Raw genomic sequence first — 22464 nt, 5'->3', positions numbered from 1 at the left:
CGCCGGCGCTCGCTCACCGGTCAACGATAAGTCACCGGACTTTTCCGATGGACCACCAGACGGTGGTGTCCGGCGGGAGGGTGGCTACGCCGTTCTCGACTGTGATCGGGGCGCTGGCCAGCAGCACCTGGCCGGGCGCTTCGACGCGGACCGGGGCGGCGCTCATGTTCACCGTGCAGCGGAACGCGTCGCCACGGTCGAAGGTGAGCCGGCCGGCGGGCTCATCCTGCCAGGTCAGCGTGTCGGCGGCGGCGAAGAGCTTGCGGCGCAGGGTCAAGGCGTCGCGGTACATGGTCAGGGTGGAGCCGGCCACGCCGTCCTGGGCGGCCACGCTCAGCTCGGCCCACGACGGGGGCTGGGGCAGCCAGCTGGGGCCGCCCTCGGGGCCGAAGCCGTACGGGGCGGTTGTGCCGGACCACGGGATCGGCACCCGGCAACCGTCGCGGTAGCCGTCCTGGCCGGTGGCCCGGTGGAAGGCCGGGTCCTGGCGTACCTCCGGCGGCAGGTCGACGACCTCGGGCAGGCCGAGCTCCTCGCCCTGATAGAGGTAGGCGGAGCCGGGCAGGGCCAGGAGCAGCAGCGAGGCGGCGCGGGCACGGCGCAGGCCGGCCTCCTGGTCGACCTCGACGGGCTTCTTGCCGGCCACCTCGCCGTCGTGCTGCCGCATCAGCCGGTTGGTGTGGCGCACCACGTCGTGGTTGGACAGGGTCCAGGTGGTGGGGGCGCCGACGGCGGCCATGGCGGCCAGCGAGTCGTCGATCATGGAGCGTTGGGCGGCGGCGTCCCAGGCGGTGCCGAGGTAGCTGAAGTTGAACGCCTGGTGCAGTTCGTCGGGCCGGACGTAGTTCGCCACGCGGTCCAGGGTGGGGGCCCACGCCTCGGCCACCGCGATGCGGTCGCCGGGGTATTCGTCGAGGATCGTCCGCCAGCTGCGGTAGATGTCGTGCACGCCGTCGCGGTCGAAGCAGGGGCTTTCGCCGACGTCGAGCAGGTGCCAGGTCGCCTCGTGCCCGATGTCCGGCAGCCCGGCCGCCTTGACCAGGCCGTGCGCGACGTCGATGCGGAATCCGTCGACGCCGAGGTCGAGCCAGAAGCGCAGGATCGTCCGGAATTCGTCGGCGACGGCGGGGTGGTCCCAGTTGAAGTCCGGCTGTTCCGGGGCGAACAGGTGCAGGTACCACTGGCCGTCGTCGACCCGGGTCCAGGCCGGCCCGCCGAAGATCGAGGGCCAGTCGTTGGGCGGCTGGTCGCCTCGTCCGTCGCGGAAGTGGTAGCGCGCGCGCAGCGGCGATCCGGGCCCTTCGGCCAGCGCCTGCTGGAACCAGACGTGCTGGTCGGACGAGTGGTTGGGAACCAGGTCGACGATCACCCGCAGACCCAGCTCGTGCGCGTCGGTCACCAGCCCGCGAGCGTCGTCGAGGGTGCCGAACATCGGGTCGACGGTGCGGTAGTCGGCGACGTCGTAGCCGGCGTCGGCCTGGGGCGAGAGGTAGAAGGGGGAGAGCCAGACCGCGTCGACTCCGAGGTCGCGCAGATAGGGCAGGCGGCTCCGGATGCCCGGCAGGTCGCCGATGCCGTCGCCGTCGAGGTCGGCGAAGCTGCGGGGATAGATCTGGTAGATGACAGCATCTCGCCACCAAGGGGTCATGACGCGACACGCTAGCACGTTACTAACACGTGTTACATCAGCGGTTTGGTAACCGAGTCACGCACGATGAGAGTGGTGCCGAGGAGCTGATGCGGGTGCTGGTCCTCGCCCCGCACGGCCGAGATGAGGAACGACGCCGCGCTTCGGCCCTTGGTGACGATCGGCTGCCGCACGGTGGTCAGCCTCGGCCGGAACCACGCCGACTCGGCCAGATCGTCAAAACCGGTCACCGACACGTCCTCCGGCACGCGCAGGCCCAGCTCCTGCAGGGCGTCGACGGCACCGTAGGCGAGCACGTCGGAGAGCGCCATGATCGCGGTCGGCCGGGCCGGGCGGGATATCAGCTCCTGGGTGGCGCGATAACCGTCGACCCGGGTCACCGGCACCTCGGCGAGCGCCACGTCGGCCATGGTCAGGCCGGCGGCTTCGAGCGCGTCGGCGATGCCGTGCATCCGGCGGCCCAACGGGCCGCGATAACCCCGGGTGGCGACATCCGGTCCGGGTGCGATGGAGAGTACGGCGATCCGCCGGTGCCCCAGTTCGAGCAGGTAGCGGGTCACCTCGTGGGCGCCGCCACGATCGTCGACCTCGACACTCGGCGCGTTCTCGTAGTGATCGGAGTCGGCCAGCACGAACGGAACGTCCCGGCGCACCAGCTCGGCCACCTCGGCACCCTCGGTCTCCAGCCCACAGACGATGAAACCGTCGACCGCGGCGTACGGAATGGCCTTGAGCACCGAGTCCTGCAGCGGCGGGGTCAGCAGGAGGGTGTAGCCCTCCTGGTCGCAGATCTGCCCGACGCCCATCAGGAACCTGGCGTAGTACGGGTTCTCCAGGATCTGGGCGAGCCGCTGCGGCAGGAGCACCCCGATCGAGTTGGTAGTGCCGGCCTGGAGCATGCGGGCCAGCGTGTTGGGCGTATAACCGAGATCGGCGGCCACCGCGAGAATCCGTTCGCGGGTGGCCGCCGAGATGCGTTGCGGGTTGTTGAACGCGAACGAGACGGCGGACCGGGAGACCCCCGCGGCCGCGGCCACATCGCTCGAAGTCGGCTTGCCGCCGACCTTCCTCGACGGCATCCACCCACTTTAGTCAGTAGACGACGCCGATCTCCGCCCGGATCGTGTCGAGCAGGGCCATGATCTCGAGCGTCATGGTGTGCGGAACGACGGGACTTTCCAGCTCACCGGCCAGAATGCAGCGCTGCACCTCGGCCGCCTCGAACTGGTAGCCGTTTCCCTCGAACGGGACCTCGAAGGTCTCCGGGTCCCGTCCCGGGCGGTTCAGCACGAACGACTTCGGCATGAAGAAGCCGGGCGGGAGGTCGATCCGGCCGTCGGTGCCGGTGATCGCCGCGGCGTTCCTGCTCTCCCCGTTGATGCTGCAGGTCAGAGCCGCGACCGCGCCGGGCTGCCAGCCGAGCAGGATGCCGGTGTTCTCGTCGACGCCCTCCGGGGTCAGATGCGCCCACGCCTGCGCCGAGGTGGGCGGTCCCATGATCAGATGGGCCAGGTTGATCGGGTAGACGCCCAGGTCGAGCAACGCACCGCCACCCAGGGCCGGGTTGCGCAGCCGGTGTTCGGGGGCGAACGGACCCTGCAGCCCGAAGTCGGCGTGGATGGCGCTGACCCAGCCGATCGCCCCCTCCTCGACCAGCTCGGCGATCTTGCGGATGGCCGGGTTGAACCGCATCCACATGGCTTCCATCAGGAACACGTTGTGGGCGTTGGCGGCCTGCACCAGCTCGGCGGCGGAGATCATGTCGAGGGTGATCGGCTTCTCGACGAGGACCCCCTTGCCGTTCTCCATGCACAGGAGGGCGGCCGCGTGGTGCTGGGCGTGCGGGGTGGCGATGTAGACGACATCGACCTCCGGGTCGGCGGCCAGCTCGGCGTACGAGCCGTGGGCGCGGGCGAAGCCGTACTCCTCGGCGAACGCGGCCGCGGTCTCGGCCGACCGCGAGCCGACGGCGGCGAGTTCGGCCCCCTCCACCAGCGGCAGGTCCTTGGCGAACTGGGCGGCGATGCCGCCGAGGCCGATGATGCCCCAGCGGACTCTCTGAGCGGTCATGATCGCTACGCTACCGTCCGCCGTTCGGGTCCGGCCGGGTCTTCCCGGCTGGGTGCGGGGCGTCGGATGGGGCAGGATCGACTCGTGACCGATGCGAAGCCAGGCGCGACGACGTTCCCGATCCCGGCGGCGATGATCCGGCGAGCGCTCGAGTTCAACGGCGAACCGGCCACCCCGCGCCTCGCGGCCACCGTCGTTCTGCTGCGCCCGGTGGGCGACGATTTCGAGCTGTACGTGCTGAAGCGCGCCAGAACCATGGTCTTCGGCGGGCTCTACGCGTTTCCCGGTGGCGGCGTGGATCCGACGGACCGGCCGGAGACGATTCGCGGGGACTGGGCCGAGCGGCTCGGGGTGCCCGGCGAGCAGGCCCGGGCGATCGTCGGTGCCGCCGCCCGCGAGTTGTTCGAGGAGGCCGGCGTCCTGCTGGCGGGCCCGGTCACCGAGCCCGACCGGACGGTGACCGACGTCAGCGCCGGCGACTGGGAGGCCGACCGGGTCGCCATCGCCGGCCGGGCGCTGACCCTGACCGAGGTGCTGGACCGGCGGGGCCTGCGGCTGCGCGACGACCTGCTGTTCCCGTGGGGGCGGTGGATCACCCCGGAGTTCGAGCCCAAGCGGTTCGACACCTGGTTCTTCGTCGCTCTCCTGCCGGAAGGTCAGACGGCGCGCGACGTGTCCGGGGAGAGTGAGGCCGCCGCGTGGGTCCTCCCGAAGGCAGCCGAGGAGCTTCCGATGCTCCCGCCGACTCGCTCCACAGTCGACTCGTTCAGCCCGTACCGGAAGATCGCGGAAATCATCGCGGCCGCGAGTCGCCGTGATGCCGCGACCCCCGTGGTGCCGCGTGTCGTCGTACGTGAAGACGGAAGCGCCCTGCTGCACGTGTCGTGAGCAGGGCGCCGCGTGCTGGTTCCGGTCAGCCGAAGCGGCCGGTGATGTAGTCCTCGGTCTTCTTCTGGGTGGGGTTGCTGAAGATCTTCTGGGTGTCGTCGTACTCGATCAGGCGGCCCGGGTCGCCCGTCTTGTCGATCGAGAAGAAGCCGGTCTTGTCGCTGACCCGCGCGGCCTGCTGCATGTTGTGCGTGACGATGATGATCGTGAAGCGGTCCTTCAGCTTGAACATCAGGTCCTCGATCGCCAGCGTCGAGATCGGGTCGAGCGCCGAGCAGGGCTCGTCCATGAGCACGACCTGCGGCTCGACCGCGATCGTGCGGGCGATGCAGAGCCGCTGCTGCTGACCGCCGGAGAGGCCGGCGCCGGGCCGGTTGAGCCGGTCCTTGACCTCGTTCCAGAGGTTCGCCGACTTGAGCGACTGCTCGGCCGCGTCGTCCAGCAGCGACTTCTTCTTGACGCCGTTCAGCTTGAGGCCGGCCACGACGTTCTCATAGATCGACATCGTCGGGAACGGGTTGGGCCGCTGGAACACCATGCCGATCAGCCGGCGGACCGCGGTGACGTCGACGTCCGCGTCGTAGATGTTCTGCTCGTCGATCGTCAGCCGGCCCTCGATGCGGGCGTTCGGCAGCACCTCGTGCATCCGGTTGATCGACCGGAGGAAGGTGGACTTGCCGCAGCCGGACGGGCCGATCAGGGCGGTGATCGTCTTCGGCTCGACGGTCATCGAGATGCTGTCGATCGCCTTGAACGAGCCGTAGTAGGAGGAGACGTTGCTCGCCTCGATGCGCTTGGCCATGGGGATTACCTCTTAACGGGTCAAACTATTGCGACGGGCGAGCAACTTGGCGGCGATGGTCAGCACGAGCACGATCGCGACCAGGGTCAGTGCGGCCGTCCAGGCCCGCGCCGGGGCGTACTTCGAAGCGTCGCCGGCCTGCTGATAGACGAAGAGCGCCAGCGAGGACTGGTTGCCGGCGAACGGGTCGAAGTTGATCGCGGCCGCTCCGCCCGCGACCAGCAGGACCGGAGCCGTCTCGCCGGCCGCGCGGGCGATGGCGAGCATGACGCCGGTGACGATGCCGGGCAGGGCGGTCGGCAGCACGATCTTGACGATCGTCTTCCACTGCGGAACGCCGAGGGCGTAGGCGCCCTCCCGCAGCGGGCCGGGCACCAGGCGCAGCATCTCCTCGGTGGACCGCACGATCGTCGGCAGCATCAGCACCGACAGCGCCAGCGAGGCGGCGAAGCCGGAGAAACGCGGCTGCCCGTTGTTGAACCACGGGCTCACGATCAACACCCAGAACGACAGGACGAACAGGCCGGCCACGATGGACGGGATACCGGTCATCACGTCCACGAAGAACCGGACGGTGTTGGCGAACTTGCCCTTGCCGTACTCCACCAGGTAGATCGCGCCGAGCACGCCGAGCGGAACCGCGATCAGCGAGGCGATGCCGACCTGCTCGAGGGTGCCGATGATGGCGTGGTAGGCGCCACCACCGGCGTCGCGGGCGCCGATGTTGTTCATCGAGGTGCCGAAGAAGTTGCCGTCGAGGCGGTCGACACCCTTGGAGACCAGGGTCCACACCACGCTCGCGAGCGGCAGGATCGCCAGCAGACAGGCCGAATAGATGGCCGCGCGCCACATCTTGTCGCGGGCGGCGCGCCGGCCCTCGACCCGCGAGGCCACGATGTTGAGGCCCACCAGGTAGAGCACCGCCCCCAGCACGACGACCAGGACCCAGTTGCCGATGCCGGTGGTCAGCACCACGACGGCGGAGACGATGAACGCCACCACCGCGGTCGCGAGGTTGGCGACGAGCGGCAGCGTACGGGTGCGGATGTTGTCCGGACGCATGACGACGTCGGACTGCTCACTCTCGAGAACGCTCATGCGGCACTGTCCCGGAACTCGCGGCGGCGGTAGATGATCGCCCGGGCGGCCATGTTGACCACGAGCGTGATCGCGAACAGCACCAGGCCGGAGGCGATCAGCGCGCCGCGGCCGGTGTCGTTGGCCTCGGCGAACGTGGTGGCGATGTTCGCGGCGATCGAGTTGCCGCCGACCTGGATCAGGTTGAACGAGATGTTGTAGACCAGGCCGAGGGTCAGCGCCAGGGCGATGGTCTCGCCGAGCGCGCGACCGAGGCCGAGCATCACCGCGGCGATCACGCCCGGCTTGCCGTACGGGAGGACGGCGGTGCGCACCATCTCCCACTTGGTGGCGCCCAGGGCGAGGGCGGCCTCCTCGTTCATGCCGGGGGTCTGCTGGAAGACCTCGCGGGACAGCGACGTGACGATCGGCAGCACCATGATCGCCAGCACCAGCCCACCGAGCATGATCGACTGTCCGAACGGGCCCTCACCGCCGAAGATCGGGATCCAGCCGAAGTAGTGGTTGAGCCACACCGAGAAGTCGGCGACCGGGGCCTGGAAGACGTCGCGTCCCCAGAGGCCGAAGACCACACTGGGCACGGCCGCGAGCAGGTCCATCACGAACCCGAGCGGGGTGGCCAGCCGCTTCGGGGCGTAGTGCGAGAGGAACAGCGCGATGCCGAGCGAGATCGGCACCGCGACGATCAGCGCGATCACCGAGCTCAGCACCGTGCCGAAGGCCAGCGCGGCGATGCCGAACCGGGGCTCCGTCTCGTTCGGGAACCATTCCTTGAAGCTCAGGAAGTTGACCTTGTCGGCGCTGATGGCCGGCACGGCCTTCGAGATCAGGAAGGCCGCGATGGCCACGATGATGACGAGCACCATCGCGCCGGACGCGACGGAGAGGCCGCGGAACCCGCTCTCCATGGAGAAGCGGCTCTTCTTGGGCAGGGCGCCCCCGCCGCCGAATGGAGGTTCTTCGTAGCTACTCGGCGAAACACCGATGCCGACGGGGCTGGCGTGACGTCCTGTCACGCCCGCTCCGCCGGCGTTGGCGTCCGTCGAGCGGGAGGGGTTGTCACCCATTCACTCGCTCGCTGTCGTCTCGGAGGGATGTAGCGAAACCAGGTCAGCTGATCGCGGCGACCGTGGTCTCGACCTTGCTGCGAACGCTCTCCGGCAGCGGCGCGTAGCCCAGGTCCTTGAGGGCGTCCTGGCCGGCGGTGCTCGAGGTGTACTTCAGGAAGGCCTGGATGTCCTTGGCCTTCGCGCTGCCCTTGCTGCAGGCGATCTCGTAGGTCACGAGAACGATCGGGTACGCACCGGCCTCGGTGGTCCCGTAGTCGATGCTCAGGGCCAGGTCGCTGCCCTTGCCGGAAACCTTGGCGCCGGCGATGGTCTTGCCCGCGCTCTCGCCGGTCAGCTCGGTGAACTCGCCCGCACCGTTCTTGATCTTGGCCTTGGTCAGGTCGCTGTTCTCGGCGAAGGAGAGCTCGACGTAGGCGATCGTGCCGGCGGTGCTCTTGACCTTGGCGGCCACGCCGTCCGAACCGGTGGCGGCGACGCCACCCGGGGCCTTCCACGCCTTGGCGTTGCTGTAGGTCCAGTCGGCCTCGGCGGACTTGCTCAGGTACTTGGTGAAGTTGTCGGTGGTGCCCGACTCACCCGAGCGGTGCACGGCCTGGATGGCGACACTCGGGAGCTTCGCGCCGGAGTTCAGCGCGGCGATCGCCGGGTCGTCCCACTTGCTGATCTTGCCAGCGAAGATCTTGGCCAGCGTCGAGGCGTCCAGGTTGAGGTCCTTGACCCCGTCGACGTTGTAGACGACAGCGATCGGGCCGATCACCATCGGCAGGTCGACCGCCTCGCCACCGGCGCACTTCGCGTCGGCCTTGGCCTTCTCCTCGGGCTTGAGCGCCGAGTCCGAACCGGCGAAGTCGGCGGTGCCGGCGACGAACGCCTCGATGCCCGCGCCGGAACCGGTGCCCTGGTAGTTGATCTGCGCGCCCGAGCACTTGCCCTGGTACGCCTTGATCCACTCGTCCATGGCGTTCTTCTGAGCCGTCGAGCCCTGAGCCGTCAGACTGCCGGTGCCACAGTCGGTGGCCGACCCGGCGGAGTTGCTGCTGCCGCTCGGCTCGGTCGTGTTGTCCGACCCGCAAGCAGCGAGCGCGAGCATCGCGGTCAACGCAATGCCGGCCATGTATCCGGACCGCTGGAGCTTCACAATTTTCCCTTCGGAGGTGAGGTGCAGGTGCCGAACCCGTCGGCACACCCCGAAGTTAGGAGTGGCAGGTAGCCGGTTACCCGGCCACAAATGAACGCACGGTGAACACGTCCGTGCCTCTAGTTTGCTTTCTACTGAGCCCGAGTTGTCCGTTCCGTGAACCGCGGGACAGGAGTCCGAAAAATCCTACATATCCGGGCGATGGTTATCGGTTCGAGATATGGTAGTTGCCTTCTCGTTACCAGGACGGATCCTCTTTTGGGAATTCGCTGCCAGTTGCAGCCATTGACACCGGGATTCCAGCCGGCCTCTCACGGCCCAGCACCACGGTGATCAGCGTCGATGCGAGCCGGCGGCGCGGAGCAATCGGGCCGCCAATGCGGGATGCGGGTTGCTCGTGACACTCGAGGATCGAGCGCCGGCTTGCTCGATCGGCCGCGCGTCGCCGAGATCCTGAGCTCGGCCAGAAAGGGCTCGGCCAGAAAGGGCTCGGCCAGAAAGGGCCGGCCAGAAAGGGCCGGCCAGAAAGGGCCGGCCAGAAAGGGCCGGCCGGAAGGGGCCGCTGGAGCGGGTCCGCCGAAAAGGGCGGTCAGGAGCGCTGGTAGTTCACGTCGGTTTTGTAGACGGTGAAACCGAGCTTCTTATACAGGGCGACCGCGGCCTCGTTCGACTCGTCGACGTAGAGGAGGGCTGCGGCCAAGCCCGCGTCGGCCAGGTGGCGCAGGCCGGCGATGCTCAACGCGGCGCCCAGGCCTTTTCGGTGGCCGCCGGGGTCGACGCCCAGCACATAGATCTCGCCCAGGGCCGGGTCGTCGCCGGCGGGTGGGTGGACCTTCGTCCAGTGGAAGCCGACAAGGGTGTCCTCGATGTCGACGGCGAGCAGGAAGCCGGCCGGGTCGAACCAGGGTTCGGCTTCTCGCAGGCGCAGGTCGTCGAGGGTCCAGCGGCCCTGCTCGGGGTGGTGGGCGAAGGCTCGCGCGTTGACCGCCAGCCAGGCTTGTTCGTCGTGCCCGACGGTGAAGGGGCGGATGGTCACGCCTTCCGGCATCACCGACTCGGCGGTGAAGTCGGTCAGCGAGCGGCGCATCTGCCAGAGGACACGGGCCCGGGTGAAGCCGGCGGTCTCAGCGAAGGCCCGGGCGTTGTCACCGTGGGCCCAGAAAGACAACGGGCCGCCGCCGACCAGCGAACTCGCGGCGGCCAGCAAGGAGGTGCCGTGGCCCTGGCGCCGGAAGGACGGGGCGACAACCAACTCGCCGGAACCGGACTCGGCATCCGCCTCGGCGGAACCGGGAGCGGAAGCGGAACCGGGAGCGGAAGCGGAACCGGGAGCGGAAGCGGAACCGGGAGCGGAAGCCGCGGCGAGGGCGGGAGCGTCCACGAAGGCGTAACCGGCCAGCGCGGAACCGGAGTAGGACAGGAGATGCCGGCCGCCGCCGTTGCGGACGCGCAGGACCACGTCCTCGGAGAGCGGGTAGACCCCGTCGGCCTGGGAGGCGGAGGTGGCCAACGCGAGAACGTCAGCCACCTCGGCATCACTCAACCGGTCAACGGACCGGACTGTCGTCATGAAATCAGACCGGCAGCGAGACCGGCTCGTTGTCGGGCAGTTGGCGACCGGTGGGCGGCGTGACGAACTTGTAGCCGACCTGGCGCACGGTGCCGATCATCGACTCGTACTCGGAGCCGAGTTTGGCGCGCAGGCGACGCACGTGGACGTCGACCGTGCGGGTGCCACCGAAGTAGTCGTAGCCCCAGACCTCGCGCAGCAGCTGGTCGCGGGTGAACACCCGGCCGGGGTGCTGCGCCAGGAACTTGAGCAGCTCGAACTCCTTGTAGGTGAGGTCGAGCGGGCGGCCCTTGAGCTTGGCCGCGTAGGTGTCCGGGTCGATGTTGAGCTCGCCGGCCCGGATCGAGCCACCGGCACCGGCGGTGGCGTTGTTGAGCCGGCCGACGCCCAGGCGCAGCCGGGCCTCGACCTCGGCGGGGCCGGCGCTGGCCAGGATGACGTCGTCGACACCCCAGTCGGCGTTCAGCGCGATGAGGCCGGCCTCGGTGACCACCGCGACGAGCGGGACGCCGATGCCGGTCGCGTGCAGCATGCGGCACGTGGCGCGGGCTTCGGAGAGCTCGGAACGGGCGTCCACCAGGACCGCGTCAGGGCTGGGCCCCGACACCAGGGTGCGGACATCACGGGGGGCGGTGCGTACGGAGTGGGGAAGCAGATCCAGCGCGGGCAGTACGGAAGATGGTTCGCCAGCACGTGCCGACACCAACAGAAGGATTTCCACACTCACCTCCGTCCTTGCGGCACAGCGGCCGCTAGGGTGACCCGGTTTGCGGCGTTATGAAGGCCGCTCCCGGAGGACTGTTTCCCCGGCGTCACCGACGGGTGGGCTGGCGTTACCTTAGCCGATGCATCGCCTTGAACACCCCGGTCGTGTGGGCAAGTGATGTAGTAAACGCTCGTAAGGTGACCGAACGGCCCAGTCGTAACCAGCCTTTTACCCGATCGGCGAAAGGTGCTGTTAACAAGCGCGCCCGACCACGACCCGGGCGAGTCTGGCACCATCGCATGCGTGTTCCCCTCCATGCCGCAGGAAGACAAAGACCCTTGGGACGAAGACGCCTCGCGCGAGATCCCGCGCGGTGGTGCCGGCCGTGGGTTCCTCGGCGCGGTCGTCCCCGAGTCCTCGAAGACGAAGTCCGAGCTGCAGGAGGATGACGACGAGGAGTTCGAGGAGGTCGAGGTCGTCCCGGTCCGGCGGCAGTTGGCGCTGGCCATCGCCGGTTTCGCCGCGCTGCTCGGGCTCGGCCTCGCGCTGGGGGCACAGACGTCCGCACCGGACTACCGGTGGCCGTACGCGGTGGTGCTCTTCGGGGTCCAGTCGCTCTATCTGCTCGCCTGGATCATGGCGTTGCACCCGCCGGCCCCCGGGCCGACCGCCGCGGTCTGTGCGGTGGTCGCGGTGGCTGCCGACTATTTCGCGGTGACGAGTACGCCCGCGGCACTGTTCCCGCTGCTGCTCGTCGCGCTCGCCGGTTTCGTGGCGGCGGTGGCGAGTCAGCTGTTCCGGGCCGATTACCGCAAGCGCGCCACGGACTCCTGGCGTAACACCCTGTTGATCGTGCTCGGCGTGGTGGCGTACGCGATCCCGGTGATCCTCACCCGGCAGCCGGTCGGCACCCAGGCGATAGTGGTCTGCGCCGCCGGCGCGGGGGTGGCGCTGCTGGTCGCCCGCGCGACCGACGCCGTGTTCCCGAAGCCGCGGATCGCGCCGCAGGTGCCGCGGGGCGCGACCGGCGTGGTGCTGGGCGCCATGCTCGGCACGCTGGCGTCGGCGGCGCTGGGCAGCGTGCTGGTGCTGCCGTTCACGCCGGCCAAGGGCGCGGTGATCGGCCTGATCGCGGCGGTGATCGCCAGCCTGGTCGACCTGGCGGTGAACTTCGGCGACGCGGGCCGTGAGCTGGCCGGCGACGCGCCCACCTTCTGGGTGGCCCGGCACATGCAGGGTCCGCTGGGCGCGTTCGCCCTGATCGCCCCGGCCGCCTACGCGCTGACCCATTGGTACCTGACCTAGGCCCGGTTTCAGGCAGGGTTGGATCCGGGCATGTACGGTCCACCACAGTCGATGGTCAGGAGGCCCGGTGGGCGAGGTTTACAGCGATGGTGCGCGACCCCGGCGGCGTTGGGGACGGCGTCTGCTGATCACGTTCATCGTGCTGGTGTTGCTCCTGCTGGGCCTCGCGGTGGCGGCCGACCGGGTGGGCAAGTCCTACGCCGAGCGGATGATCAGCGACAAGGTGGCCGAGCAGGTCGCCAACCAGAAGGCGACCAGCGAGAAGCCGGCCGTCACGGTGGAGGGCTTCCCGTTCCTCACCCAGGTGGCCCGCGGCCGCTACGACGAGATCAAGATCGGGCTCGCGAACTTCTCCGGCCCGGCCGGCAACAACCGGACGGTCAAGATGAAGCTTCTTGACGTACGCGCGAAGGACGTCACCGCGCCGCTCGACACGATCCGCTCCGGCAACGGCAACATCGTGGCCGGCACCGTGACCGGCGTCGGGTTCATCGACTACCCCCAGCTGATCGAGCTGATCGGGCAGCCGGGCGTGAAGCTGGCGGCCAAGGACGGCAAGTTGACGGGGGCCGCGCCGGTGCAGGTGCTCGGCCAGACCGTCAACGTGACCGGCACCGCGGCGCTCACCGTGAAGAGCGGGAACGTGGTTCAGGTGCGTTTCAGCAATGTGTCGGCCGAGGGTCTGCCGGACAACCCGATCGTCAAAGGACTGATCAACTCGTACGTCAACAAGTTGGCCTTTGATCTTCGGGTCCCCGCGCTGCCGCTCAAGTTGACTGTTCAGAACGTGGATGCGCAGCCTGACGGCCTGAAGGTCACGGCCGGAGCGTCCGATGTCGCCCTCAACTCGAGCGGTCTGTGACCCCGGCCTCGTTCCCGGATGGTGGTCGAGTCTGTTCCGGGGTCTGGAACCGCTGGTAGGGTCGTTTTTCATGAGCCCCTTGCTCACGAAAAGGCGCGCGATCGACCTGTGTCGCGTGGCCGCGTGCCTGTGTCGCCCTGTCATCTGACGGGGCCACCAGTGTTGAGCAACTTCTAGCTCTCAATGATCGGCAGTGGCGCCGTCGCACGCTGTGCAGCTCCAAATCGTGAGATCCCACCAAGTACCGATGGGTCCCGCGCGGGGTGCGACCAAATCCCTGTGCGCTGACTCTCCCCCAATCTCTCACCTTCACAGGGAGTAAAAGATGAGTCGCGACACCGCACTCGTCTCGGCCGACTGGGCCGAGAAGAACCTCGACACCCCCGGTGTCGTCTTCGTCGAGGTCGACGAGGACACCTCGGCCTACGACGGCGGCCACATCCCGGGCGCCATCAAGATCGACTGGAAGCAGGACCTGCAGGACCCGGTCCGGCGGGACTTCGTCAACCAGGAGCAGTTCTCCGCTCTCCTGAGCGAGCGGGGCATCAGCAACGACGACACGGTCGTGCTCTACGGCGGCAACAACAACTGGTTCGCCGCGTACGCGTTCTGGTACTTCAAGCTGTACGGCCACGGTGACGTGAAGCTGCTCGACGGTGGCCGCAAGAAGTGGGAGCTCGACGCGCGCACCTACACCAAGGACGTGCCGAGCCGGGCCAAGACCAACTACCAGGCCGCCGCGCCCGACCTGACGATCCGCGCGTTCCGCGACGAGGTCGTGCAGGCCATCGGCGTGCAGAACCTGGTCGACGTGCGCAGCCCCGACGAGTTCGCGGGTCGCCTGCTCGCCCCGGCGCACCTGCCGCAGGAGCAGTCGCAGCGGGCCGGTCACATTCCTACGGCGATCAGCGTGCCGTGGAGCAAGGCCGCCAACGAGGACGGCACCTTCAAGTCCGACGACGAACTCGCCAAGATCTACGGTGACGCCGGGCTCGACGGCAGCAAGGACACCATCGCGTACTGCCGGATCGGCGAGCGCTCCTCGCACACGTGGTTCGTGCTCAAGGAGCTCCTCGGCCAGCAGAACGTCAAGAACTACGACGGCTCCTGGACCGAGTACGGCTCGCTCATCGGCGTGCCGATCGCCCTCGGCGACGAGCCCGGAAAGGCGTGATCATGACGTCTCCGTCAAATGTCGCGGCCGGTTGCGCCGCCCCTGACCAGTCGGCGCCCCTCCCCGCGAGCGTCGACCTGGAGAAGGAAACCGTCATCACCGGCATCGTGAGCAATGCCGACGGCGACGCCGTCGGCGGTGCCTACGTTCGCCTGCTCGACGGCACCGGCGAGTTCACCGCCGAGGTCGTCACCTCGCCCGAGGGCGTGTTCCGCTTCTTCGCCGCGCCGGGTTCGTGGACCCTGCGGGCGCTGAGCCGGGCCGGCAACGGTGAGGTCATCGTCGACGCCACGCGCGGCGTCAACGAGGTCGCGATCGGCGTGACCGCGACCTAGCCCACGCTCTGTTCGTGGTTCAGGAGGGGGCGGGACCCGATCGGGTCCCGCCCCCGACCACTACCGCGCTGGCCGGGACCTCGGGCCGGGTGCGGGCCAGCCGCCGGACGCCGGTGTTGAGCACCGCGATCAGCGGCACCGCGACCAGGGCGCCGATGATGCCGGCCAGGGTCGCCCCGCAGGCGATTCCGATGATCACGACGAGCGGGTGGATGGCCACCGCCCGGCCCATGATCAGCGGCTGGAGGACGTGGCCCTCGACCTGCTGCACCAGGATCACCGCGCCGAGCACGACAAGGGCGATCACCCAGCCCTGATCGACCAGCGCCACCAGCACCGCCACCGTGCCCGACACGCCCGCACCCACGATCGGGATGAACGCGCCCAGGAACACCAGCGCGGCCAGCGGGAACGGGAACGGGATGTGCAGCACCACGAGCGCGATGCCGACGCCGAGCGCGTCGATGAACGCGACGAGCACGGTCGCCCGGACGTACGCGCTGAGCGTCGCCCAAGACGCGTCCCCGGCGTCGGCCAGCGACCAGCGGGCGTTCACCGGGAACAACCGGACGATGAACCGCCAGATCTTGCGACCGTCGCGCAGGAAGAAGAACGTCGAGAACAGCACCAGCAGCATGCCGGTGACCACCTCGAACAGGGTCGCGGCGGTGGCGATGCCGGTCGACGTCAGCTGCGAGGTGTGCGAGTTGACCCACGCCTGGCCCTGCTCGATGGCCCGGTTGACCTGATCGTCGGAGAGGTGCAGCGGGCCGTTGCGCGCCCAGTCCTGGATCTGCCGCACCCCGTCGCTGGCCTTCTCGGTCAACTCGTCGGCGCCGTCCACGAACTGGGTGATCACCAGGGTCAGCGTGCCGGCGACCGCCGCGATGCCGCAGATCAACACCATGAACGTGGCAAGCGACCGCGGCACCTTCAGCTTGAGCAGCCAACTCACGGCGGGCGCCAGGATGGCCGACAGCAGCAACGCGATCGCCAGCGGGACGACCACGATGCTGACGATCGCCACGAAGTGCAGCAGCGCCCAGCCGATCACGCCGACCACGATCAAGCGCCAGCTCCAGGCGGCCGCGATCCGCAGCGAGTGCGGCACCTCGGCGTCGTCCCGGCTGCTGATCGAGCCGTGCACCAGCTCCGGCTCGCGCGCGGGCGGCACAAAATCGTCGTCGATGCTCGGACTTCCGGCCGGCACCTCGTCCGCCCGGGTCTCCCGCACCGACTCCCGACCGGAGTTGTAAGCCTTGCGCAGATTTTCCCGGACACGCTGCAAGCGGTTCAACCGCCAACCCCCTCATCACGGCACGCGGTAACCACCGTAGTAGCCCGGCGCCGCACAGTTACCTCCGGCACCATCCGTCGGACCGGCGCGCGAGGGGCCGCCACACCCGGCGTACCGTCTGGATCGTGAGTACGGAGCCCGTTACCGAGACCGGATTGCCGATCCGGATGCTGCATGACCGAGTCCTCGTCCGTCAGGACGGCGGCGAAGGCGAGCGGCGGTCTTCCGCCGGCATCCTCATCCCGGCGACCGCATCGGTCGGCCGGCGGCTGTCCTGGGCCACCACCGTGGGCATCGGCCCCAACGTGCGCTCCATCGTGCTCGGCGACCGGGTGCTCTTCGACCCCGACGACCGCTCCGAGGTGGAGTTGCACGGCCGCGAATACGTCCTGCTGCGCGAACGCGACGTGCACGCGGTCGCGGCCGACCGGGTCCAGCCGGACGGCACCGGCCTCTACCTCTGACCGGCTATTCGCCGGGTGCCTTCGGTTGCGGTGGCTGCCACCCGGGCTCCGGCTGCTGAGGTACGGGCGGAGCTCCCTCGCCTTGCCCAGCCCCCGGCGGCCCGTAACCGGACTCGGCCGGCAGCCCCGCTGAGGGCAGGCTGTAGTCCGGCCCCGCTGCGGGCAGGCCGTAGTCCGGCGCCGCCGCGGAAGGCTGGCCGGGATAGGCCGGCGGTGCCGAGTAAGGCTGCTGGTCATAGCCCCCGGGGTAGCCCGGAGCGGAAGGCTGGCCGTAGCCACCGGGGTAGCCCGGCGCAGGAGGCTGGCCGTAGCTGCCGGGATAAGCCGGGGCGGAAGGCCGGCCGTAGCCACCGGGGTAAGCCGGAGGTGCCGAGTGGGGCTGCTGGCCGTAGCTGCCGGGGTAGGCCGGTGCGGGGTAAGCCGACGCGGAAGGCTGGCCGTAGCCGGCCGGGTAGGCCGGGGGCGCCGAGTAGGGCTGCTGGCCGTAGAGCTGCTGGCCGTAGGGCTGCTGGCCGTAGAGCTGCTGGCCGTAGAGCTGCTGGCCGTAGGGGGCGGGGCCGGCGGCGTAGGGGCTGTAGGCCGGGGTCAGGCGGATGGGGACGGGCACGACCGGGCTCTCCGGGGGCGCGACCGTTCGGGTGGCGCCGTCAGGGAACATGAGTTGGTAGTTGGCGCCGTCCCAGAACGCCTGCGGTGAGTTCGGGTCTCGCCCGTTGAACGCCTGGCGGTGCGTGAGGATCTCGGTGAGCAGCCGGTTTTCCTCGGTGGCGTCGGTGTGCTGGGCGATCGCGGTGGTGTGCAGGCCACGCTGCATGCCGTCGCGGAGCAGGGCCAGCTGGGTCGCGGCGAACTGGAAGTCGCGCATCGCCTTGGCGCCGGTGGCGCCGGACACCCGGCGCGCCCACTGACGGGCGGAGTGCCGGCGACCGAGGCTGCCCAGGGCGGCCACCTCGGGCGGGGAGAACCAGCCGGCTCGCACATAGAGCGGGAGCACCCGTTCGGTCAGCCGGCCCTCCCAGGCGCGCAGGGCGATCGCGAAACCGACCACGGCGAAGAAGAACGGCACCATGAAGCCGAGGTAGCCGTACAGCATGATCAGGGGTTGGGAGAGGCTCACCGAAAGCGTGGGCAGCAGGTTGAACGTGCCGTGCAGGATCATCGCCAGCAGCAGGCCGGCGATGGGGGCGAGCCACCGCACGCGACGGTCGCCGGAGCGGGCCGCGACACCCAGGCCGATGCCGGTCATCGAGGTGAACAGCGGGTGGGCGAAGCCGGTGAACAGGATGCGCACGATGAAGATCAGGAAGACGTTCTGCAGGCCGGTCGCCGGGCCGTATTCCTGAGCGCCCGCCGCGTAGCCGTGGCCGCCCAGGTAGAGAACGTTTTCCACCATGGCGAAGCCGAGCGCGGACAGCCCGCAGTAGACGATGCCGTCGGTGATGCCGGACCACTCGCTGCGCCGGCGCCAGCTCAGCAGGATCGGGCCGGCTGCCTTCATCGACTCCTCGATGAACGGCGCGACAAGCACGGCCACCAGGGCGTCGGGCAGACCCCAGCGCTCGAAGAGGTTGGCGGTGAGCGTGTTGACCGCCAGGGCCACGCCGGTGGCGACGGCGGCGCCCCAGCCGAAGCAGAACGCGAGGTAGCGGATCGGCTCGGGCTCGTAGCGGTCGAGCCAGAGGAAGCTCGCCACCAGCAGCGGAACCGGCAGGAACGCGGCGACGAGGCCGACGACGAGGCCGGTGACGCCGATGTTGACGCCGAGGTAGAGGAGCATGCCGACGGCGGCGAGACCGAGAACGCTGATCACGATGGCGATCGGCAGCCAGCGCCGCCAGCCGGTGCGCGGCGCGATCTCGAGCTTGGGGGCGCCGGCCACCGCCTCGGAAACCTGAAGTTCGCCGGGCAGCGGCGAAGGCGCCGGATCCAGGCCGGGCTCCGGATGCACGGGGCGGGTCACCGCTTCGGTCGAGGGCACGGCGTCAGTCGGGGGCGGCTGGTGAGCCACGGCGGAGGGGTCGGGCGGCCCGCCCGGCGAAACGTCGGCCATGCCAGCCAGCGTAGTCACCCTCCCTGACAACTTCGGCCCCGCCGCGGCCTCGCGTCCGGACGGGGGCGGTCAGGCGTGGCCGGGAGCGGGCGGGCGGCGGCCGGAGCGGCGGTTCGTCCGGGGGCGGTTGTGCCAGCCGGCCGCCCGCCGGACCAGGCGTGGCGCCTCGGCGACATCGACCCCGGCCGCCCGCAGCAGGTCGGTCGCGGCGCTGCGGACCTGGGCCACGACCACGCCGCCGGAGAAGCCGACCCCGTCGTCGTACGCCTTGGCCGCCTCGGTGACGGCCCGCAACGCCCGCTCCCGGGCGGCGAGCGGCTCGGTGCCCTTGGCCCACTCGTCGCGGAGCAGGTCGACCGCGTCGCCGAGCAGCCCGACCGCGGCGGACAGCACCTCGGGCAGCTTCTCCTCGTCGCCGAGGGCGGTGCCGACCCGACGGATCAGCACCCGGGAGTTCCGCAACGCGTAGGTGACCTCCTTGGCCCCGTCGACGTACTGGGCGAGGGCACCGCGGGTGCGCCACCGGGCCGGGGCGAACGCGACGTTCTCCTCGGCCGCGCTGACCGCGGCGGAGAAGGCGGCGAACGACGTCTCGGCCGCCCGCAACCGGGCCAGTGCCCCCTCCGCTCCCGCGGCGTCGCGCCTCGCCATGGCCGCGCCGACCTCGCGCAGGCCGTCGGCGAGCGCCCGCAGGGCCGGGTCGGCGGCCCGTTTCACGACGCTGAGCGGGTTGAGCGGCAGGAGCAGGGTCATCACGACAAGTCCCACGCCGCCACCGACGAGCGCGTCGAAGAACCGGGTCCAGGGCAGACCGGTGCTGCTGGTCAGGGTGGCGACCAGCACCGCCGACGAGGCCGACTGCACGATGAGTGGGCTGCCGCCCCCGACCGCGGTCGCGATCAGCACCGCCAGCAGCACGATCAGGCCGATCTGCCACGGGCCGCTGCCGATCAGCAGGATGAGCGCGTCGCCGATGCCGATGCCGATCGCGACGCCGAGCACCAGCTCGACGGTGCGCCGGGCGCGCTGCCCCACCGACGAGGCCAGGGTGATCACCGCGGCGATCGGGGCGAAGAACGGCGTCGGGCGGCCGATCACGTCGTGGGCGAGGTACCAGGCGATCCCGGCGGCGACGCCGGCCTGGACGGCGAGCATCAGGCCGCCGCGCACCCGGTGCAACCCGGCACTCAGGCCGGTGCGCAGGCGCGCTGGTGGGGACGTCACGGTTACCGACCCTACTTACCATGGCTTGGTGACATCACTTGTGGATCAGTTCCGCGACGCGGCCCGGGCGGCCGGCGCGACCGCCGCCGACGCCGACCTCGACGCGGCCGGGCACTACCTGCTCTCCCGCTGGTCGGAGCCGCAGCGGCACTATCACACGGGGGCCCACCTGACGGCCGTGCTCGAGGTGATCGACAAGCACGCCGGGCTCGCGCCGCATCCGGAGCGGGTGCGGCTGGCCGCCTGGATGCACGACGCGGTCTACGACCCGCGGGCGCTCGGCGACGCCAACGAGCGGGACAGCGCCGAGTTCGCGGGCGGGCTGCTGGCCACGCTGGGCGTGCCGGACGAGGTGGCGAGCGAGGTGGCCCGGCTGGTCGGGCTGACGGCGGGGCACGCCACCGGCGAGGACGACCCGGACGGCGAACTGCTCTGCGACGCCGATCTGGCCATCCTGGCGAGCGACGACGAGGGGTACGCGGCCTACACCGCGGCCATTCGACAGGAGTACGCCCACGTGCCGGACGACGCGTTCAAGGACGGCCGGGCCCAGGTGCTCAAGGCGTTGCTGGAGCTGCCGACGATCTACCGCCTGGAGCCGCTGCGGGCGGCCTGGGAGTCGACGGCCCGGGCCAACCTGGAGCGCGAGCTCAAGGCCGGTCCGCAGCCCGGCTGAGGACGATGCCGGGGCGGTCGAGTCGCCGGTGCTTCGGCCGGCGCAGGCCCGAGGCCCGCAGGCGGGCGGCCAGGTCCCGCGAGCGCACCAGGGTCGCGCCGAGCCACAGCGCGCTGCGGAACCGGTGCTCCGGGATGTCGTAGTGGTCGCGGTCGAAGGCGCGCCGGGGCGCGCCGAGCATCTCGGCGAAGACGTGCAGTTCGGCGTACGACAGATCGCTCACCAGGTGCGACCAGAGCCTTCCGCGGGCCGGCCAGAGCGGCTCGTCGACGAGTATCAAATGTCGACTTCCAGCAGGTCGATCCCGCGGTCGGCGGCGAACCCGCGCACGTCGGGCACGCCGATGCGGGCCGCGTCGGCGGTCAGGTCGTCGGGCATGGTCTGCGACTGCCGCTCGGCCGCGACCCGGGCCAGGTAGTGCTCGACCTCCCGCTCGCGCACCACCTTGTCCCAGTTGAGCACCTCACCCATGATCCGGGCGGCGTGCTCGGCGGTCTCGCTGCCCCGGTGCGCGGTCTCGAACGAGATCCGGGTGCGCCGGGTCAGCACGTCGTCGAGGTGCAGCGCGCCCTCGGCGAGAGTCGCGTAGGCCACCTCGGCGGCCAGGTATTCCGGCGCGCCGGCGAGCGGGGTGGCCAGGGTGGGGTCGGCCGCCATCATCGCCAGCAGGTGCACGGTCAAGGTCCCGTACCGCTCAAGCAGGTGCTCGACCACCCCCGCGGTGACGCCGTGCCGCCGGGCCGTGTCATGTCGATCGCGCCAGGCGGCGGCATAGCCGTCGGCGCCGAGAAGCGGCAGCTGCTCGGTGCGCGACGGGCGCGGGGCACCACCCAGCCGGCGCACCGCCCGATCGATGACGTCCGCGGCCATCACCCGGTAGGTCGTGTATTTACCGCCCGCCACCAGCATCAGCCCGAGCATCGGCTCGAAGACCGCGTGCTCGCGGGACAGTTTGGAGGTCGAGTCGGCCTCGCCGGAGAGCAGCGGCCGCAGACCGGCGTAGACGCCCTCGATGTCGTCGGTGGTCAGCGGCCGGTCGAGCACCGAGTTGACCTGGTCGAGGAGGTATCGGATGTCGCGCGCGGAGGCGGCCGGGTGGGAGCGGTCGAGCTTCCAGTCGGTGTCGGTGGTGCCGATGATCCAGTGGCCGCCCCACGGGATGACGAAGAGCACCGAGGTCGGGGTGCGCAGGATCAGGCCGGCGTCACCGGTGATCGCCGAGCGCGGCACCACCAGGTGGACCCCCTTGGAGGCCCGGACCCGCAGGCCGGGGCGGACGCCGACGTCGCTGAGCATCTGCGACATGTCGTCACTCCACACGCCGGTGGCGGCCACCACCGTGCGGGCGCGCACCTCGAACTCGGGGGCGTCGGGCGACTCCAGGTCGCGGACCCGCACGCCGACCACCTGGCGCGCCTCGCGCACGAAGCCGACCACCCGGGCGCTGGTCACCACGGCCGCGCCCAGGCTCGCGGCGGTGCGCGCGAGGTTGACCACCAGGCGGGCGTCGTCGACCTGGCCGTCGTAGTAGCGGATCGCGCCGGTGATCGACTCGGCGCGCAGGCTCGGGAACAGGTGCCGGGCGCCGTCGCGGGTCAGGTGGCGGTGCAGCGGCATGCCCCGGCCGGTGCCGAAGAGGCCGGCGAACACGTCGTAGGCCGCCACCCCCAGGCCGTAGTAGCCCCGGTGCCAGACCCGGGCGAGCGGGCCGGCGGCCGGCAGCGGCACCAGGATCGGGACCGGCCGCACCAGGTGCGGGGCCAGCCGGGTGGAGAGCAGCCCACGCTCGGTGAGCGCCTCGTGCACCAGGTGCAGCTCGAGCTGTTCGAGGTAACGCAGGCCGCCGTGGATCAGCTTGCTGGACCGGCTGGACGTGCCGGCGGCCAGGTCACGCGCCTCGACCAGGGCCACCTTGAGTCCACGGGAGGCGGCGTCGAGGGCGGCACCGGCGCCGGTGGCACCGCCACCGACGACCAGCACGTCGAACTGCTCGTCGCGCAGGCGCCGGAGGTCGGCGACCCGGCGGATGGGAGAGAGTCGGCCGGCCGTGTAGCGGGAGACGGAGGGATCGCGCACCTGTCCCACGT

The 22464-nt window shown here is 70.2% G+C and carries 22 protein-coding genes; 8 read left to right on the top strand and 14 right to left on the bottom strand.

The features are described from left to right. Window positions 1–31 precede the first annotated feature (31 nt). From Afe05nite_RS01060 to Afe05nite_RS01050, 3 genes are read right to left on the bottom strand one after another with little or no spacing between them, the layout of a single operon-like run. Complete coding sequence (locus Afe05nite_RS01060) at window positions 32–1648, bottom strand: glycoside hydrolase family 13 protein (RefSeq protein WP_203814988.1); 1617 nt, start codon at window positions 1646–1648, stop codon at window positions 32–34. Window positions 1649–1680: 32 nt separating this feature from the next. Next, the gene (locus tag Afe05nite_RS01055) at window positions 1681–2727 is read right to left on the bottom strand and encodes a LacI family DNA-binding transcriptional regulator (protein WP_203814987.1); all 1047 of its coding nucleotides are present in this window, start codon (window positions 2725–2727) and stop codon (window positions 1681–1683) included. Between the two features lie 13 nt (window positions 2728–2740). Further along, on the bottom strand, window positions 2741–3718 hold the full coding sequence (locus Afe05nite_RS01050) for a Gfo/Idh/MocA family protein (protein WP_203814986.1): 978 nt from the start codon (window positions 3716–3718) through the stop codon (window positions 2741–2743). Window positions 3719–3784: 66 nt separating this feature from the next. Here Afe05nite_RS01050 and Afe05nite_RS01045 point away from each other — a divergent pair, with 66 nt between their 5' ends. Next, window positions 3785–4606, top strand: a complete 822-nt coding sequence (locus Afe05nite_RS01045; protein ID WP_203814985.1) for an NUDIX hydrolase — start codon at window positions 3785–3787, stop codon at window positions 4604–4606. 25 nt (window positions 4607–4631) lie between these two features. Here Afe05nite_RS01045 and pstB read toward each other — a convergent pair whose 3' ends face one another. From pstB to Afe05nite_RS01015, 6 genes are all read right to left on the bottom strand, one after another. After that, the gene (gene pstB / locus Afe05nite_RS01040; protein WP_203814984.1) at window positions 4632–5408 is read right to left on the bottom strand and encodes a phosphate ABC transporter ATP-binding protein PstB; all 777 of its coding nucleotides are present in this window, start codon (window positions 5406–5408) and stop codon (window positions 4632–4634) included. Window positions 5409–5420: 12 nt separating this feature from the next. Beyond that, window positions 5421–6506 carry a phosphate ABC transporter permease PstA gene (pstA, locus tag Afe05nite_RS01035; RefSeq protein ID WP_203814983.1) on the bottom strand — a complete coding sequence of 362 codons (1086 nt, stop codon included), beginning with the start codon at window positions 6504–6506 and terminating at the stop codon, window positions 5421–5423. Then, the gene (gene pstC / locus Afe05nite_RS01030) at window positions 6503–7573 is read right to left on the bottom strand and encodes a phosphate ABC transporter permease subunit PstC (RefSeq protein ID WP_203814982.1); all 1071 of its coding nucleotides are present in this window, start codon (window positions 7571–7573) and stop codon (window positions 6503–6505) included. Before pstC ends, pstA begins: the two co-directional genes overlap by 4 nt. Window positions 7574–7616: 43 nt before the next feature. Then, window positions 7617–8714: a phosphate ABC transporter substrate-binding protein PstS gene (gene pstS / locus Afe05nite_RS01025; RefSeq protein ID WP_203814981.1), complete on the bottom strand. Its 1098-nt coding sequence runs from the start codon at window positions 8712–8714 to the stop codon at window positions 7617–7619. Window positions 8715–9303: 589 nt separating this feature from the next. After that, window positions 9304–10284: a mycothiol synthase gene (gene mshD, locus Afe05nite_RS01020; protein ID WP_203814980.1), complete on the bottom strand. Its 981-nt coding sequence runs from the start codon at window positions 10282–10284 to the stop codon at window positions 9304–9306. Window positions 10285–10288: 4 nt separating this feature from the next. Beyond that, on the bottom strand, window positions 10289–11005 hold the full coding sequence (locus Afe05nite_RS01015; RefSeq protein WP_203814979.1) for a winged helix-turn-helix transcriptional regulator: 717 nt from the start codon (window positions 11003–11005) through the stop codon (window positions 10289–10291). A gap of 300 nt (window positions 11006–11305) precedes the next feature. Between Afe05nite_RS01015 and Afe05nite_RS01010 the strand changes: the two genes are divergently transcribed. The 5 genes from Afe05nite_RS01010 to Afe05nite_RS00995 all read left to right on the top strand — a co-directional run bounded on the left by Afe05nite_RS01010 (window position 11306) and on the right by Afe05nite_RS00995 (window position 14666). Then, entirely contained in the window at window positions 11306–12295 is a 990-nt protein-coding gene (locus Afe05nite_RS01010; protein WP_438867426.1) for a hypothetical protein, read from the top strand. Between the two features lie 67 nt (window positions 12296–12362). Next, window positions 12363–13157, top strand: a complete 795-nt coding sequence (locus tag Afe05nite_RS01005) for an LmeA family phospholipid-binding protein (protein ID WP_239117458.1) — start codon at window positions 12363–12365, stop codon at window positions 13155–13157. After that, the gene (locus Afe05nite_RS44890; RefSeq protein ID WP_369077021.1) at window positions 13129–13305 is read left to right on the top strand and encodes an Ms5788A family Cys-rich leader peptide; all 177 of its coding nucleotides are present in this window, start codon (window positions 13129–13131) and stop codon (window positions 13303–13305) included. Before Afe05nite_RS01005 ends, Afe05nite_RS44890 begins: the two co-directional genes overlap by 29 nt. Before the next feature lie 177 nt (window positions 13306–13482). Beyond that, complete coding sequence (locus tag Afe05nite_RS01000) at window positions 13483–14331, top strand: sulfurtransferase (protein WP_203814977.1); 849 nt, start codon at window positions 13483–13485, stop codon at window positions 14329–14331. 2 nt (window positions 14332–14333) lie between these two features. Then, window positions 14334–14666, top strand: a complete 333-nt coding sequence (locus Afe05nite_RS00995; protein ID WP_203814976.1) for a DUF1416 domain-containing protein — start codon at window positions 14334–14336, stop codon at window positions 14664–14666. A 19-nt stretch (window positions 14667–14685) separates the two neighbouring features. Here the strand turns inward: Afe05nite_RS00995 and Afe05nite_RS00990 are convergent, their stop codons facing one another. After that, window positions 14686–15963 (bottom strand): AI-2E family transporter, encoded by a 1278-nt coding sequence (locus Afe05nite_RS00990; protein ID WP_239117457.1) that lies wholly within the window; start codon window positions 15961–15963, stop codon window positions 14686–14688. Window positions 15964–16130: 167 nt separating this feature from the next. Between Afe05nite_RS00990 and Afe05nite_RS00985 the strand changes: the two genes are divergently transcribed. After that, complete coding sequence (locus Afe05nite_RS00985; RefSeq protein WP_203815238.1) at window positions 16131–16427, top strand: GroES family chaperonin; 297 nt, start codon at window positions 16131–16133, stop codon at window positions 16425–16427. 4 nt (window positions 16428–16431) lie between these two features. On the opposite strand, the gene Afe05nite_RS00980 is transcribed toward Afe05nite_RS00985, so the two are convergent. Both Afe05nite_RS00980 and Afe05nite_RS00975 read right to left on the bottom strand, forming a co-directional pair. Beyond that, window positions 16432–18477: a PrsW family intramembrane metalloprotease gene (locus tag Afe05nite_RS00980; RefSeq protein WP_203814975.1), complete on the bottom strand. Its 2046-nt coding sequence runs from the start codon at window positions 18475–18477 to the stop codon at window positions 16432–16434. Window positions 18478–18546: 69 nt separating this feature from the next. After that, window positions 18547–19701: an FUSC family protein gene (locus Afe05nite_RS00975; RefSeq protein ID WP_239117456.1), complete on the bottom strand. Its 1155-nt coding sequence runs from the start codon at window positions 19699–19701 to the stop codon at window positions 18547–18549. 28 nt (window positions 19702–19729) lie between these two features. On the opposite strand from Afe05nite_RS00975, the gene Afe05nite_RS00970 reads away from it, so the two are divergent. Beyond that, window positions 19730–20377, top strand: a complete 648-nt coding sequence (locus tag Afe05nite_RS00970; protein WP_203814974.1) for an HD domain-containing protein — start codon at window positions 19730–19732, stop codon at window positions 20375–20377. Here the strand turns inward: Afe05nite_RS00970 and Afe05nite_RS00965 are convergent. Then, the gene (locus Afe05nite_RS00965) at window positions 20352–20657 is read right to left on the bottom strand and encodes a DUF4031 domain-containing protein (RefSeq protein WP_203814973.1); all 306 of its coding nucleotides are present in this window, start codon (window positions 20655–20657) and stop codon (window positions 20352–20354) included. The two genes, Afe05nite_RS00970 and Afe05nite_RS00965, sit on opposite strands and share 26 nt — an antisense overlap. Beyond that, complete coding sequence (locus tag Afe05nite_RS00960) at window positions 20654–22453, bottom strand: glycerol-3-phosphate dehydrogenase/oxidase (protein ID WP_203814972.1); 1800 nt, start codon at window positions 22451–22453, stop codon at window positions 20654–20656. Before Afe05nite_RS00960 ends, Afe05nite_RS00965 begins: the two co-directional genes overlap by 4 nt. Window positions 22454–22464: the final 11 nt, after the last annotated feature.

Origin of the sequence: Paractinoplanes ferrugineus, from assembly GCF_016862195.1 — a bacterium.
Lineage (GTDB): Bacteria > Actinomycetota > Actinomycetes > Mycobacteriales > Micromonosporaceae > Actinoplanes > Actinoplanes ferrugineus.
The sequence above is the reverse complement of the archived record's forward strand: the minus strand, read 5'-3'. Positions and strand labels throughout refer to the sequence as shown.

Bases quoted from the DNA above. Each gene is read 5' to 3' on its own strand.
- Afe05nite_RS01060 (WP_203814988.1), bottom strand. From the start codon at position 1,648: ATGACCCCTTGGTGGCGAGATGCTGTCATCTACCAGATCTATCCCCGC.
- Afe05nite_RS01055 (WP_203814987.1), bottom strand. From the start codon at position 2,727: ATGCCGTCGAGGAAGGTCGGCGGCAAGCCGACTTCGAGCGATGTGGCC.
- Afe05nite_RS01050 (WP_203814986.1), bottom strand. From the start codon at position 3,718: ATGACCGCTCAGAGAGTCCGCTGGGGCATCATCGGCCTCGGCGGCATC.
- Afe05nite_RS01045 (WP_203814985.1), top strand. From the start codon at position 3,785: ATGGGGCAGGATCGACTCGTGACCGATGCGAAGCCAGGCGCGACGACG.
- pstB (WP_203814984.1), bottom strand. From the start codon at position 5,408: ATGGCCAAGCGCATCGAGGCGAGCAACGTCTCCTCCTACTACGGCTCG.
- pstA (WP_203814983.1), bottom strand. From the start codon at position 6,506: ATGAGCGTTCTCGAGAGTGAGCAGTCCGACGTCGTCATGCGTCCGGAC.
- pstC (WP_203814982.1), bottom strand. From the start codon at position 7,573: ATGGGTGACAACCCCTCCCGCTCGACGGACGCCAACGCCGGCGGAGCG.
- mshD (WP_203814980.1), bottom strand. From the start codon at position 10,284: ATGACGACAGTCCGGTCCGTTGACCGGTTGAGTGATGCCGAGGTGGCT.
- Afe05nite_RS01010 (WP_438867426.1), top strand. From the start codon at position 11,306: ATGCCGCAGGAAGACAAAGACCCTTGGGACGAAGACGCCTCGCGCGAG.
- Afe05nite_RS44890 (WP_369077021.1), top strand. From the start codon at position 13,129: ATGTCGCCCTCAACTCGAGCGGTCTGTGACCCCGGCCTCGTTCCCGGA.
- Afe05nite_RS01000 (WP_203814977.1), top strand. From the start codon at position 13,483: ATGAGTCGCGACACCGCACTCGTCTCGGCCGACTGGGCCGAGAAGAAC.
- Afe05nite_RS00995 (WP_203814976.1), top strand. From the start codon at position 14,334: ATGACGTCTCCGTCAAATGTCGCGGCCGGTTGCGCCGCCCCTGACCAG.
- Afe05nite_RS00985 (WP_203815238.1), top strand. From the start codon at position 16,131: ATGCTGCATGACCGAGTCCTCGTCCGTCAGGACGGCGGCGAAGGCGAG.
- Afe05nite_RS00980 (WP_203814975.1), bottom strand. From the start codon at position 18,477: ATGGCCGACGTTTCGCCGGGCGGGCCGCCCGACCCCTCCGCCGTGGCT.